This window comes from Clostridium tepidiprofundi DSM 19306 (assembly GCF_001594005.1).
Taxonomy (GTDB): Bacteria; Bacillota; Clostridia; order Clostridiales; family Clostridiaceae; genus Clostridium_AC; species Clostridium_AC tepidiprofundi.
The window spans coordinates 1-13,054 of sequence record NZ_LTBA01000001.1 but is presented as its reverse complement, the minus strand read 5'-3'; the positions used below and the strand labels follow the sequence as shown (position 1 = coordinate 13,054).

Annotated in this window: 16 protein-coding genes and 1 pseudogene; 1 reads left to right on the top strand and 16 read right to left on the bottom strand. The window is 29.3% G+C overall.

Annotation, left to right across the window (positions count from 1 at the left end; translation table 11 throughout):
* Positions 1–34 precede the first annotated feature (34 nt).
* From CLTEP_RS00075 to CLTEP_RS14285, 16 genes and pseudogenes are all read right to left on the bottom strand, one after another.
* Positions 35–832 (bottom strand): flagellar hook-basal body complex protein, encoded by a 798-nt coding sequence (locus CLTEP_RS00075; RefSeq protein ID WP_066820701.1) that lies wholly within the window; start codon positions 830–832, stop codon positions 35–37.
* Positions 833–862: 30 nt separating this feature from the next.
* Positions 863–1,645 carry a flagellar hook-basal body complex protein gene (locus tag CLTEP_RS00070; protein WP_066820699.1) on the bottom strand — a complete coding sequence of 261 codons (783 nt, stop codon included), beginning with the start codon at positions 1,643–1,645 and terminating at the stop codon, positions 863–865.
* On the bottom strand, positions 1,638–1,787 hold the full coding sequence (locus CLTEP_RS15035) for a hypothetical protein (RefSeq protein ID WP_169798779.1): 150 nt from the start codon (positions 1,785–1,787) through the stop codon (positions 1,638–1,640). Before CLTEP_RS15035 ends, CLTEP_RS00070 begins: the two co-directional genes overlap by 8 nt.
* A 56-nt stretch (positions 1,788–1,843) precedes the next feature.
* On the bottom strand, positions 1,844–2,269 hold the full coding sequence (locus CLTEP_RS00065) for a DUF6115 domain-containing protein (RefSeq protein ID WP_084364474.1): 426 nt from the start codon (positions 2,267–2,269) through the stop codon (positions 1,844–1,846).
* A gap of 20 nt (positions 2,270–2,289) precedes the next feature.
* The gene (locus CLTEP_RS00060) at positions 2,290–3,024 is read right to left on the bottom strand and encodes a FliA/WhiG family RNA polymerase sigma factor (RefSeq protein WP_066820694.1); all 735 of its coding nucleotides are present in this window, start codon (positions 3,022–3,024) and stop codon (positions 2,290–2,292) included.
* An 18-nt stretch (positions 3,025–3,042) separates the two neighbouring features.
* Positions 3,043–3,696: a flagellar brake protein gene (locus tag CLTEP_RS00055; RefSeq protein WP_066820691.1), complete on the bottom strand. Its 654-nt coding sequence runs from the start codon at positions 3,694–3,696 to the stop codon at positions 3,043–3,045.
* 20 nt (positions 3,697–3,716) lie between these two features.
* A complete protein-coding gene (locus tag CLTEP_RS00050; RefSeq protein ID WP_066820689.1) occupies positions 3,717–4,586 on the bottom strand; it encodes a MinD/ParA family protein in 870 nt (289 codons plus the stop codon).
* Entirely contained in the window at positions 4,580–5,716 is a 1,137-nt protein-coding gene (gene flhF, locus CLTEP_RS00045) for a flagellar biosynthesis GTPase FlhF (protein ID WP_066820686.1), read from the bottom strand. Before flhF ends, CLTEP_RS00050 begins: the two co-directional genes overlap by 7 nt.
* Positions 5,716–7,779 (bottom strand): flagellar biosynthesis protein FlhA, encoded by a 2,064-nt coding sequence (gene flhA, locus CLTEP_RS00040; RefSeq protein WP_066820683.1) that lies wholly within the window; start codon positions 7,777–7,779, stop codon positions 5,716–5,718. Before flhA ends, flhF begins: the two co-directional genes overlap by 1 nt.
* 31 nt (positions 7,780–7,810) lie before the next feature.
* Complete coding sequence (locus CLTEP_RS00035) at positions 7,811–9,649, bottom strand: fused FliR family export protein/FlhB family type III secretion system protein (protein ID WP_066820678.1); 1,839 nt, start codon at positions 9,647–9,649, stop codon at positions 7,811–7,813.
* Positions 9,650–9,661: 12 nt separating this feature from the next.
* The gene (fliQ, locus tag CLTEP_RS00030; protein ID WP_066820677.1) at positions 9,662–9,931 is read right to left on the bottom strand and encodes a flagellar biosynthesis protein FliQ; all 270 of its coding nucleotides are present in this window, start codon (positions 9,929–9,931) and stop codon (positions 9,662–9,664) included.
* A gap of 9 nt (positions 9,932–9,940) precedes the next feature.
* Positions 9,941–10,765 (bottom strand): flagellar type III secretion system pore protein FliP, encoded by an 825-nt coding sequence (gene fliP, locus CLTEP_RS00025; protein ID WP_066820669.1) that lies wholly within the window; start codon positions 10,763–10,765, stop codon positions 9,941–9,943.
* 1 nt (position 10,766) lies between these two features.
* Positions 10,767–11,114 (bottom strand): flagellar biosynthetic protein FliO, encoded by a 348-nt coding sequence (fliO, locus tag CLTEP_RS00020; RefSeq protein WP_066820668.1) that lies wholly within the window; start codon positions 11,112–11,114, stop codon positions 10,767–10,769.
* Between the two features lie 10 nt (positions 11,115–11,124).
* Positions 11,125–11,601, bottom strand: a complete 477-nt coding sequence (locus CLTEP_RS00015) for a flagellar basal body-associated FliL family protein (protein WP_066820667.1) — start codon at positions 11,599–11,601, stop codon at positions 11,125–11,127.
* Positions 11,601–12,341: an OmpA family protein gene (locus CLTEP_RS00010; protein ID WP_066820657.1), complete on the bottom strand. Its 741-nt coding sequence runs from the start codon at positions 12,339–12,341 to the stop codon at positions 11,601–11,603. Before CLTEP_RS00010 ends, CLTEP_RS00015 begins: the two co-directional genes overlap by 1 nt.
* Positions 12,334–12,501 (bottom strand): annotated as a pseudogene (locus CLTEP_RS14285) (motility protein A); the annotation flags it as partial. The pseudogene CLTEP_RS14285 and the gene CLTEP_RS00010, both read right to left, overlap by 8 nt.
* A gap of 116 nt (positions 12,502–12,617) precedes the next feature.
* Between CLTEP_RS14285 and CLTEP_RS00005 the strand changes: the two are divergent.
* Positions 12,618–13,054, top strand: a 437-nt coding sequence (locus tag CLTEP_RS00005) for a transposase family protein (protein WP_161938328.1), incomplete at its 3' end; no start/stop codon positions are given.

Below are 13,054 nucleotides of genomic sequence, written 5' to 3'. Positions count from 1 at the left end.
TTATAAAAAAATAGAAGCGTCAACAGTAACGCTTCTATTTTTTTAAATTATTAATCAAACTCCACATCTCATCAGCAGTTTTCAATGAAGATGAACTTAACTGAAATGCCCTCTGTGTAACAATCATATCTACCATTTCTTCTTCAATATCAACATTTGACTGTTCCAAGAATCCTTGATAAATTTTACTTCCAGAAGCATTTATTGATTGAGCACCTTCTTTAGGAATGTTTAAATTTCCACTGATAGGAATCAACGCATCATTACCAATAAAATCTTTTATAACAATGCTACCTATCTTCTTATCTGAATTTTCACCTTTAGCAAATACTTCTCCATCTTCATTTACAAAAATATCTTCATTAGTAAGCCTAGAATCAATATTATTGACATAAACAGTCTTACCTTTTTCATCTATTACATTAACATAATTTCCACTTGCATCAACTAAATGTCCATGTAAATCAACTCTAAAACTACCATCACGAGTATAAGCCTTACTCCCATCATTCATGATTATTTCAAAATAACCCCTACCATCTATAGCTAAATCAGTCTTTATTTCTGTTTTCATCAAACTGCCCTGTCTATTGTTTTTTATAGGTCTACCAATTTTAATTCCTGTTCCATTTTGCAAACCATATCCAGTTTTACCATCACGTGATACTGGGTAACCTTTTCTCTTCAATGTATCATATACCAAATCTTCAAAATTAACATCTGTTTTCTTATATGCTGTTGTATCTATGTTTGATATATTGTTTGATATATTGTCCATTTTCTGTTGATGTGCCAATAATGAACTCTTACTATTTAACATTAATCGTAGCATAACTAATTTCCCCTTTATATATAAAATACACTATCTAACTCTTCCAATTTCATTAACTGACTTTGATAATGTTTCATCTAAAGTTTTTAAAACAGTCTGATTACTTTCAAATCCTCTCATAACAGCCATCATATTTACCATTTCATTTGTAACATTAACATTTGATCTCTCCAAATGTTTCTGCAAAATATTCGCATCTTTAATATGTGCAACACTATCACAAGTATAATAATTATCTCCCTCTTTTTTCACACGTTTTGTATCCTTAAAATCAACAATCCTAAATTTATATTTTAATTCATCACCTATGAAGATATCTCCAGCTTGATTTAGTTTAACATGATTGCTTCCAACAAAAATAGGCACTTCATTACCATTCTTGGCATCATATCCTATAACTTTATCTCCACAATCATCAACCAAAAAACCTTGAGTATTGATATGAAAATGACCATCTCTAGTATAAAGTTCTTTTTTATTTATTCCATCATATCTGATCAATGAAAAAAAACCTTTACCATCAATTGCAAAATCTGTATCGCTATCTGTATCTTGAATAATTCCTCTAGTGTAATTCGTTACAACCTCATCTATTTCATTTCCTAAACACAATGAACCAATATCGTTTTTTACGTTTTTATCCCCAATAACCTTATCATAATTCTTTATTAAAACATCACTAAATTTTTTAGTTACCAAAGTTTCACTTTTGAATCCATTTGTATTTGCATTAGCAATATTGTTATTTATTACACTTTGCTTTGCTTCTCCAGTAATAAGTCCTGAAATTGCTGTATAAATCCCTCTAATCATTTGATTTATCATCCTCCCAATAAATTGCTTTCATTTCACTAGGAAAACACATATTTAATTTCCTAGCCCTCAATATGACTTCTTCATCACTCATTTGATAATTTATTTTAACACCTGCCATTATTACAGTAGAAATTATCATTCCAATTCCTACACCTATCAAAAGCTTTCTATCAAGTAAAAAAGCAACAAAATTCTTTATCTTAAATATAGTTCCTTTATTAATAAAACCTCCCCCTTGCCTATATTCAATTTCTGAGCAATTTCATCATCTGACAATCCTTTCTTAATAAGAATATTTATTTTATCAATATTAACATTATTTACACTGTTTGTACTATATGATTTTTTATCATGCGAAACACTATAATTAACATCATTATTAAATTCTACATTTTCTACTTTTATTCCTTCATTATTTGACTTTAATTCATTAATTTCCTTCTGTAATTCCAGTACAGTTTCTGCAAATTCATTTCTAAGCTTTCCTATTTTTATATCTATGTCTGAAAGTTTCTCATCTGTTGAGTACAAAACATTGCTAAATGAAGTGCTATCTTTTTTAAGCAAAACAGCATTAACAATTATTAAAAGCAATCCTATTATAATGAGTAAAATAGCCAACATATCATCTCCAAAACATTCTAATCTAAAATGTTGTACTTTAATTTTTTAAGCATTTTTCTTAAATGCACTATTGCTCTACTATGTAACTGGCACACTCTAGATTCAGATACATTTAAAATATTACCGATTTCTTTCAATGTTAAACCTTCATAATAGTACAATGACAGAACCAATCTATCCTTTTCATTTAACAATTCAATCCCCTTAGAAAGATATTCTATCTTTTCATTATATTCTATTATCTTTTCAGGGCTTGGACTATTTTTATCTTCGATGATATTCATGAGTGACCTATCATCATCTTTTGACATAAGTAAATCTTCTAATGAAACAATCGAAATATAATTAATATAATTTTCAATTTTAGAAACATTATCAATACTTTCTTTCATCTCTGTAGCTATTTCTTTCAATGATGGCTCCCTATTGAGCCTTTTTTCTAATCTTTCAACAGCATCGTTATACCTGTTTAATTTATCCATAGCTCCCTTTGAAATTGGACTGTTTTTTCTTAATTGATCTATCATAGCACCCTTTATTCTTATTGAAGCGTATGTAGAAAATTTCATTCCTTTCGTTATATCGAATTTGTTTATTGCATCCATAAGACCAACTAATCCATAACTAACCAAATCTTCATACTCAATATATTTAGTTTTCCCTACAATAACTCTAGATGCAATATATTTTACTAAAGGTATGTATTCTTTTACAATATTCTCTTTAGAATTAACACTTACAATCTCCTCCATAGGTGCTATCCTCCCTTTTTAAATCTTTCTCATATGCTCCCTCATAAGCTTAAAAATAAATTTTATAATTTTTTCCCTTATAGCATCATCCATATCAACAAAAGTTAATCCACAATCATATTTATCACCATCAAAATCAACTCTCACTGTTTTACATTTTAAAATTATATTCTCATCATCCAATGGCAACATAACTACCAAATTATCACCCAAAGATATTTCTTCGGATATTTTTATCCTAATTCCACCACCACTTATATCTACAACTATTCCTTTTTTTACATTTTGTTCATTTTCTAAATATCCTTTCAATATGGACATGTTGCTAATTTTTTCAGAAACTTTGCTGAAATTAATATATTTTACGTATGGAACTCTAACATATCTCCTTCTCTGAACTTTTCTATATTCATTAGGTATTGACAATAAAATTATTGGAATTCTATTTATTTTCCTTCCTGCTACTACTGAATAAAATTTATAAATATTTTTGTCTCCATAATATATAACATCAAGCTTATCACCACGTGAAAAAGGTACCAAAGCACCTTCATATGTTGGTATACTTATTCCTATGTATTCATCAGTTATATCTTGTATGCTGCTTTTGTAGTACTTTCCATTCCAAAATATCTCTATCTTGTTATTCAATAAAAATTTTATCTCCGTCATTATAAAACCTCCATATTTACTTATGAGAGAATATTGAATATTTTTCTGAAAAATCCTTGAATATTAGTTGAATTATCATTAGTCAATCCTTGTATTTTCCTCGCAATTTCAACAATATTTTTTGAAGCGTCACAATTTGGATAATTAATAATAAAAGGTATCTGCTGCCTTACAGATTGAATAAGCTTTCTGTCCTCTCTTATACATCCCAAATATTCAACATCAATCTTTAAAAAAGTATCAACAGCATTCTTAAACTTTGAAAAAGTTACTCTACCTTCTCTTGTATCAAGTACTCTATTTACTATTAAACTCACTTTATCTTTCAATTTAAAATGGTCTATAGCTTTTGCCAAACTATATGCATCTGTCAAAGATGTTGGCTCAGGTGTAGTTATCAAAATTAGTTCCTCACAACAAGCTGCAAACGCTAAAACGGTTTTATTTATTCCTGCCCCCGTATCCATTAATATATAATCTACATTTTGAATAGCTACAAGTTTTTCCAAAAATAAATCTCTCTGCTCCTTTGTAAGCTCTTCTATTTTTGATAAACCAGAACCTCCAGGAAGCAATTTTACTCCATTATGGCCAGTTATAACAACCTCTCCTATGTCTTTATTATTAAATATAATATCAAACACATTATATTTCGGATAAAACCCCATCAAAACATCATCATTTCCCATACCAATGTCTGCATCAAATACAAGCACCTTTTTACCAGTATTTTGAATTGCTATGGATAAATTAACAACAAAATTACTTTTACCTACTCCTCCCTTTCCAGACGTAATAGTAATAATTTTAGGTTTTATCTTATGAATATTACATGAATTAAATTCACTATCAGCAACCAATTTTCTAAGACTTGCAGCTTGATCTAGCATGATTCTTCCACCCCTAAAACAAGTTCTGAAATATATTTTTTATCGGTCTTTATAATATCATCTGGTACATTCTGTCCCGTTGCAATATAACTTAATGGTTTATCCGCTTTTAGTAATATATTAAGTATTGAACCATACGTAGAAGTTTCATCCAATTTAGTTATTATGATATTATTATAATTTAAAACATCATATCCATCTACTATTATATCAATATCTTTATTCTTTGTCGTACAACTTATAACTAAATTAATATTATCTATATTTAACCTTCCTAAAAATGCTCTTAATTCAGATATTTGCATTTTATTTTTGCTGCTTCTTCCAGTAGTATCAATTATTATGACGTCACAGTCCTCCAATTCCTTTACAGCATTTTCAATATCATTTATTGTAAATACCACTCTAAAAGGAATATTCATAATATTCGCATATGTTTTTAATTGCTCAACTGCACCAATCCTATATGTATCTATTGTTATAAGCCCAACCTTTTTTTTCTCAATCAAAGACAACTTACCTGCTAGTTTTGCAACAGTCGTTGTTTTTCCAACCCCTGTAGGTCCTACCAACACAACAATTCCATTCAAATCATCATCACTTATTTGTATCATATCTTCAATAACACTCTTTGCCTTTGATACATCATCTATTTCTTCATCCATTTTTTTTACTTTATCAATTATTTCGTCAATGAAAACTTCTGAAATATCATTTTGCATTAATATGTTTCTAAGTTCACTATATGCATCATCATTTTCTTTATTCTGACTTCCATACTGATTTACAGCAATATTGTTAATCATACTTTTAAGTTCGTGTACTTCCCTGAAAAGTTTTTCTTCTTTGGATTCTTTATTTTGAATATTTTCATCATTTACACTCAATTCATTTCTTCCATTTAATGCTCTTTTGAATACTTCAAAAGTGTCAACAGTTTTACTTTTACTTGTATTGACATTGCTTTCTACAGCAGCAGTAACCTCAATCATGCTCTTTGAAAAAAAACCTCTGATACCCTTTTTTCTAACCTTTCGCTGACTAATAATCACAGCTTCACTTCCAAGTTCTCGTCTAATACGCATCATAGCTTCATTCATACTGTTAGCCAAATATTTTTTAATAACCATTACAAAGAAACAACTCCTTCGGTTTTGATTTCCACATCATTTGGAATTTCATTTAATGATAAAACAATAATATTTGGAAAAACCATTTCAATAAGTTTTCTAAATGCTGGTCTAATATTAGGTGAAACCAAAATAACAGGTTGATTTTCATAAAAATGAACTGATTCAATTGTCTTGTTAATTTCATCAAATATTTTCTTTGTTGTATCAGGATCAATTGCAGGAAATGTACCTTGCAATGATTTTTGAATATTATTGCTTATAAGCTGCTCAAGTTCAGGTGATAACATAATAACTGTAATAACTCTATTATCATCAATAAGATTATTGCAAATACTTCTCGATAATGCAAATCTTACATACTCAGTTAAAACTTCTATATCTTTAGTATTCCTTGATTGATCAGCTAGAGTTTCTAATATAGTTACTATATCCTTAATTGAAACCTTTTCTTTTAATAAATTTTGAAGAACCTTCTGTACCTCACCAATAGTCATTAAATCTGGAATAAGTTCCTCAACAACAGCACTGTATTTTTCTTTTATATTATCTATTATCATCTTTGTTTCCTGTCTTCCTAATAATTCATAAGCATGTGACTTTATAGTTTCTGTCAAATGTGTAACCATGACAGTTGTAGGATCAACAACTGTCAAACCTTTTATTTCAGCTTCTTCCCTTTGGTCTTTATTTATCCATTTTGCAGGAAGACCAAAAGTAGGCTCTATTGTTTGTATGCCTTGTAGAGATATCTCTTCATTCATAGGATCCATACACAAAAGCATATTTGTCATCAATTCAGCCTTAGCAATATCAGTACCCCTTATCTTAAGAACATATTCATTGGTTTTAAGCTGCAAATTATCACGTATTCTTATAGGTTGAACAACAATTCCAAGTTCTATGGCACATTGTCTTCTGACAGAAGCAATCCTCTGCAACAAATCCCCACCAGAACTTTCATCTGCTAATGGTATTAAACCATATCCTATTTCTATTTCCATAGGTTCAACCTGAATTAAATTCATAACATTCTCAGGCTCACTTTTTTCAGTTTCCATAACTTCTTGTTCTTCTGCCTCCTGTTTAGCTATAACTTCTTGTTTCTCATCTTTATACAACATATATGCACTAAAACCTGTTGCAGAAGAAAGAAAAATAAATATTAGCTTAGGCATACCAGGAATAAATGCGAAAAACAATAAAATAACCGAAACAATTGCAATTACCTTTGAAAACGCTGTTAACTGTTTACCCAGAGTTGTTCCAAAATTCTCATCATTACCTGATCTAGTTACAATAATTCCAGATGCAGTTGATATTAAAAGTGCAGGTATTTGGCTTACAAGTCCATCTCCTACAGTCAATTTTATATATCTAGTCGCAGCTTCGCCAATAGGCATATTTTTCATTACAACACCTATTATTATTCCTGCAAGAATATTTATTAATGTTATTACAATTCCTGCAATCGCATCGCCTTTTACAAACTTAGATGCACCATCCATTGCTCCATAAAAATCAGCTTCTTTTTGAAGTGCTAGTCTCCTTCTTTTGGCTTCTTGTTCGTCTATCATACCTGCATTTAAATCTGCATCTATACTCATCTGTTTACCAGGCATAGCATCAAGTGTAAATCTAGCTGCAACTTCTGAAACCCTTCCAGCACCATTTGTAATTACAACAAATTGAATTATTATAATAATAGTAAAAATAATTATTCCTACAACGTAATTACCTCCAACAACAAAATTTCCAAAAGTTGCAATTATATCACCTGCATTTGCATTGTTTAATATCAATTTTGTAGATGAAATATTTAATCCTAATCTAAATAATGTTGTTATAAGCAACAATGAAGGGAAAATAGAAAATTGCAATACTTCTGTAGTAAACATTGTCAAAAGAATTATAACAACAGCAGTCGTAATATTAACTGCAATTAACATATCCAAAACAGCTGTTGGTAGTGGAATTATCATCATAAGCACAATGCCTATTACTCCAAAAGCAACAATAACATCAATATTATTTTTTAAGCTAACCTTTTTGTTATATTCCACTTTAATCACCCTTATTTTTAATTATTTATATCTACTTATTATACTTTAATTTGTATACTATTGCCAAAATTTCAGCAACAGCTTGATACATATCAGAAGGTATTTCTTCATCTATATCTACTTCTTTATATAACAACCTAGCTAAAGGCTTATTTTCAATTATTGGTATATTATTTTGTTTTGCAATCTCTTTTATTTTTAATGATACATAATCGGCACCTTTTGCAATTACAATTGGTGCTCCATCAACCTTTTCATCATACCTTATTGCTACCGCAAAATGCGTAGGATTTGTAACTACAACAGTAGCATCAGGGACACTCTGCATCATTCTTTTCATAGCCATACTTCTTTGCTTTTCTTTGATTTTAGATTTTATTAAAGGATCCCCTTCCATTTGTTTAAATTCTTCTTTTATCTCCTGCTTTGACATCCTCAAATCCTTCTTATGCTGTCTTTTCTGAAAAGCAAAATCAGCTATCGCAATCACTATCATTAATAAAGATATCTTAAAAAACAAACTAACTGTCAATTTCCCCATATAAAAAGTTACAGCTTCAATCCTTATATTAGCAAAATTCAAAATATCATTATAATTACCAATCAAAAACTTGTACCCCACATAGCTCAACACACAAACAATTGCTAAACTCTTAAACATCTCAAAAATAGATCTAACAGAAAACAATTTCTTTAGTCCAGTAATTGGATTCAATTTCTTCAAATCTGGTTTAAGAGGTTCTAGCGTAAAAACATATCCTGTTTGCATATAACTAACAGCTATTCCAATCAACATAATAGGAACTGCAAATGGCAAAAACACAACCATTATTCTATACAATGAAATAATTAAAACTCCAAAAATCGAATTATATGTAAATGATAAATTTAAATAGTCATTAAAAAATATGTAAATTGTTCTACCCAATTCACTCACCAGTCTATTTCCAAGCATTGACAAAATAAGAGTAGATGCCAACAAAGTGAAAGCAAGTCCAATCTCTTTACTTCTTGCTACTTGACCTTTTTTCTTTGCATCTGATTTTTTCTTTGGAGTAGCTTCTTCTGTCTTCTCCCCCCCACTATCAGCAAAAACAATCATAAGTGGTGCTGTTTTAAAAAAAGTATCGATTATATGTGGTATATTATCAAATCCACTCAACATCATTTTAATTAAAATAGGAATTGCTACACTAAAACTCAAAAGTCCAACTAATATCTTAATAGGAAGTCCTAATATCATTACATTTATTTGGGGAACAGACCTAGAAACAAGTCCTAAAATCAAATTTGTCATCAAAATAATTATTGTTATTGGAATCGATATCATTACTCCTATTTTAAAGAAACTTATAAATGCTTCCAATACAAGCATAATCGATTTATTTGAAAGCATAAATTTACCTAACTGAATCACATCAAAACTATTAGCTAAAGCTCTAATAAGCATATGGTGACCATCAATTAATAAGAAAATAATTACACCAAACAAATAAGTTATTCTTCCCATTAATGTAACATTTTCACCTATCGATGGATCAAAAAAATTACTCATAGAAAATCCAATGTGAAAATCCATAAGTTGTCCTGCCATTCTTATGAATTCAAAACAAAGTTTAGTTAAATATCCCAATATAAGCCCTGTAATGACTTCATTCGCAGTAAATACAAAAATTCCAAAACTGTTATTAATAGAATGTACTATTGAATTATCTACTACCGGCAACAGCAAAAAAGCGATTATAGCTGTAAATGAAATCTTGACAATATTGGGAGTTCCACTAGGGAAAAAAACAGGTACCATCATAAAAAATGCCGAAAGTCGAAACATAATAAATATAAATGCTAAAACATACGCTGGATCAATCAAATTTTATCCCACCTAAATAGTAATATTGGATATAATCTCAAATATTTTATATGTAAAATCTACAAGTTTATGAAGCATCCAACCACTGACTAACAATCCCACCAATGAAGCAATTAATATTTTAGGAACAAAAGTTAATGTTTGCTCCTGCACCTGTGTTGTCGCTTGTAAAATGGCAATGGCAAGTCCAACCAATGTTGCTGTTATTAAAATAGGTGCAGATGTTATAATACCTACATGTAAAGCATCTTTTAAAACTGATATTACTAGATTTTCTGTCATCTAACCACCTCACTTAAATCCCAATACAAGCGCTTTTACAAGCAGATGCCATCCATCAACCATTACAAACAACAAAAGCTTAAATGGCAGTGAAATCATCATTGGAGGAACCATAAACATACCCATTGACATAAGTACACTTCCAGTAACTATATCAATTATGATAAATGGAATATATATCAAAAATCCTATTTCAAATCCTTTTTTTAATTCACTTATCATAAATGCTGGTATAACCGCATATAAAGGTACATCATCATACGATACCTGCTCTACTCCATTTTTTATAATCTGTTGTCCGTTAGCATCCAATTTTGTCTTAACAGTATCTTTCAAATCACCAATTTCAAGAAACAACTTTAAATCCTTTATCTGCGTTTGCCTTAACATAAAATCTCTTATAGGCTTACTACCTATTTTGATTGCTTCTTCCTGTGTTATTTTGTTGTTTAAATAAGGTTGAATAGCCTCCGAATTTATTTTATTGTACGTAGGCATCATAATAAAAAATGTTAAAAACAATGCTAGTCCAATTAGAACCTGCTTTGGAATAGCCTGTGCAGCTCCAATAGCATTTTTGAACAATGATAAAACTATTATTATCCTTATAAAACTAGTAGTCATTATTATTATTGAAGGCAGAAGCGTAAGAACAGTCAATAACATCAATAGTTTTATATTATCGACGTACTCAACTGGTGTTGAAGGCTTACTTACTGTAACTCCTACATTCGGAATAGGAATATGTACTGGTTCTGCATAAACATAATGTACTCCAAATACAATTAAAAATACTGCTCCAACCAAAACAACCCATCTTCTATTTTTGAACATATTAATCTTCCTTTTTGCCTTTTATTCTTTTCAAGACTTCTTGTATACTTAAATTTCTATTTGAAACATTAATATTAGAATTAGCAATATAATCGCTTTCTATTTCAAACAATACCTCAACACTTCCATTTGAAGAAGAAATTAAATAATATTTATCTGCTATTTTAACAATCAATAGTGAATTATCCTTTGATATAGGAACTCTTTCTAATATCTTTATAATTTTACCATTCTGTATATTTTGAAATTTATTTGAACCATATTTCCCTACAAAATAAATCAAGAATATTATAAATGGTAAAAATATTACAATTTCAATAACCATTTTCCACAATTGTAAATCATCCATAATTACTCTCCTATTGAATTAGGATATCTGAAAAATACACATTTGTTATTTTACCTTCATTTAACAACATATTAACAGTGTCTTTAATTTCAATCTTTAATCTTTCGGTACCATCTTCATTAAGATCTTCTGTCTTTTTAGTTCTCAATACATTAATGATTGCATCTCTAATCTTTAACTTCTTTTCTTCTAATTCTGCAGACAATTTTTTATCTTCTCCATATCCCAAATAAATTTTCGCTTTTAAATATCTTCTTCCACTCTTATCTGCGAGATTTACGAGAAAATCATCTAATGTAAACATAACCTCCTTGACTTCATCTTTAGTTTTTTCGACCTTATTTGTTTCTTTACTAAAAACAAGCTTATCAACCATAATACCTGCAAAAAACGACCCTCCAGCAATTCCTACTGCTATAAAAACAATAATAATTGTTTTAAATAAATTACCCTTATCTATTTTACTTTCTTTCTTTTCCTTTCCCATTAGTTATCACCGTCTTTCTGATTGTTCTTTGTCACAATTAATATATTAACTCTTCTATTCATTGCCCTATGTTCTGGAGTATCATTTTTTACCAAAGGATGATACTCTCCAAATCCCATTGTAACTATTCTTTGTGGAGTTATTCCCTTTACTTTTATAAAATATCTAGCAACAGTATTTGCTCTTGCCGACGACAAATCCCAATTATCATAATATTTACTATTGTGTATAGGTACATTATCTGTATGTCCCTCAATTATAATTTGATTCTTTATTGAAGAAATATACTTTGTTATGACATCCAATATGGGTTTACTATCCTCTTTCAAATATGCTTGACCTGTTTCAAACAAGATTTTATCTTTAAGTTCAAATATGTACCCTCGCGAATCCTTTCTCACATCTACCACATCTTTAAGGTTGTTTTCTTCAAGTAGTGCATTCATACTCTCATACATATCATCATTACTATCGCCACCATTTTTTTTTGTCATAGGAACAGGCATACCGATCATTGGTACATCACCATCACTCATATTAAGTTCTAAAACAGTTCTACTCGGATTACCTGACAAAACAGTTTGAAGTGCATTAGCTATTGAACGAAATTTCTCGGCATCAACTGTTGAAAATGAATACAACAAAACAAAAAATGTCAATAACAAAGTAATAGTATCAGAATATGTTGTTAACCAAGCATTAGGATCTATACCACTGCCTTTACTCTTTCTTTTAGACATTTTCTGTCACCTCATTACCTTCAAAAGTATCATTTTTAAATTCAATTTTTTCTTTTGGTGACAGATAAGCTATTAATTTTTCTTCAACAATACGTGGATTAACACCTGATTGTATAGCCAATATTCCTTCAAGCACCATTTCCTTATTTGCATATTCTTGTCCTCAGGATAACCTTATAAAAAATAATATTTGCCATAAATTAAAATTATAGTACAAAGCTTGTTTAGCAAGTAGAAAATCGTGTAATATAAAAATAAAAAAGGAGATTTATTTTTATGGCACGAAAATCAAAGAAATTACAAGAATTACAAATAATGTTTAATGAAAATGATATAGATTTTTCATTAGTGAAGGATATTGTAGTAATAAAAGATTTAATAGCAAGAGTAGAAAAGATTCCTGATTTTAGAGATCCTTCATATGTGAAACATAAATTGAGTGATATAGTGTTATTAACGCTTTTTGCAGTATTAAGTAATGCTAATGAATGGTGTGAAATAGAAGCATTTGGAATAAAAAAAGAAAAATGGCTGAGAAATTATTTAGAATTAGAAAATGGGATACCATCTGATGATACTATTAGAGTAGTAATATCTAATATTGATAGCAGATATTTTTATGAAATAGTAATAGAATTTTTTATGGAAATAGTAAATAATTTAAGTAAATTAGGTAAAAGCAAGGAAGCAAAAGAAGAGCCAGATATTATATC

Excerpts from the sequence above, each read along its gene's own strand:
- CLTEP_RS00075 (WP_066820701.1), bottom strand. The coding sequence starts at position 832 with ATGCTACGATTAATGTTAAATAGTAAGAGTTCATTATTGGCACATCAA.
- CLTEP_RS00070 (WP_066820699.1), bottom strand. The coding sequence starts at position 1,645 with ATGATTAGAGGGATTTATACAGCAATTTCAGGACTTATTACTGGAGAA.
- CLTEP_RS15035 (WP_169798779.1), bottom strand. The coding sequence starts at position 1,787 with ATGATAATTTCTACTGTAATAATGGCAGGTGTTAAAATAAATTATCAA.
- CLTEP_RS00060 (WP_066820694.1), bottom strand. The coding sequence starts at position 3,024 with ATGGAGGAGATTGTAAGTGTTAATTCTAAAGAGAATATTGTAAAAGAA.
- CLTEP_RS00055 (WP_066820691.1), bottom strand. The coding sequence starts at position 3,696 with ATGACGGAGATAAAATTTTTATTGAATAACAAGATAGAGATATTTTGG.
- CLTEP_RS00050 (WP_066820689.1), bottom strand. The coding sequence starts at position 4,586 with ATGCTAGATCAAGCTGCAAGTCTTAGAAAATTGGTTGCTGATAGTGAA.
- flhF (WP_066820686.1), bottom strand. The coding sequence starts at position 5,716 with ATGGTTATTAAAAAATATTTGGCTAACAGTATGAATGAAGCTATGATG.
- fliQ (WP_066820677.1), bottom strand. The coding sequence starts at position 9,931 with ATGACAGAAAATCTAGTAATATCAGTTTTAAAAGATGCTTTACATGTA.
- fliP (WP_066820669.1), bottom strand. The coding sequence starts at position 10,765 with ATGTTCAAAAATAGAAGATGGGTTGTTTTGGTTGGAGCAGTATTTTTA.
- fliO (WP_066820668.1), bottom strand. The coding sequence starts at position 11,114 with ATGGATGATTTACAATTGTGGAAAATGGTTATTGAAATTGTAATATTT.
- CLTEP_RS00015 (WP_066820667.1), bottom strand. The coding sequence starts at position 11,601 with ATGGGAAAGGAAAAGAAAGAAAGTAAAATAGATAAGGGTAATTTATTT.
- CLTEP_RS00010 (WP_066820657.1), bottom strand. The coding sequence starts at position 12,341 with ATGTCTAAAAGAAAGAGTAAAGGCAGTGGTATAGATCCTAATGCTTGG.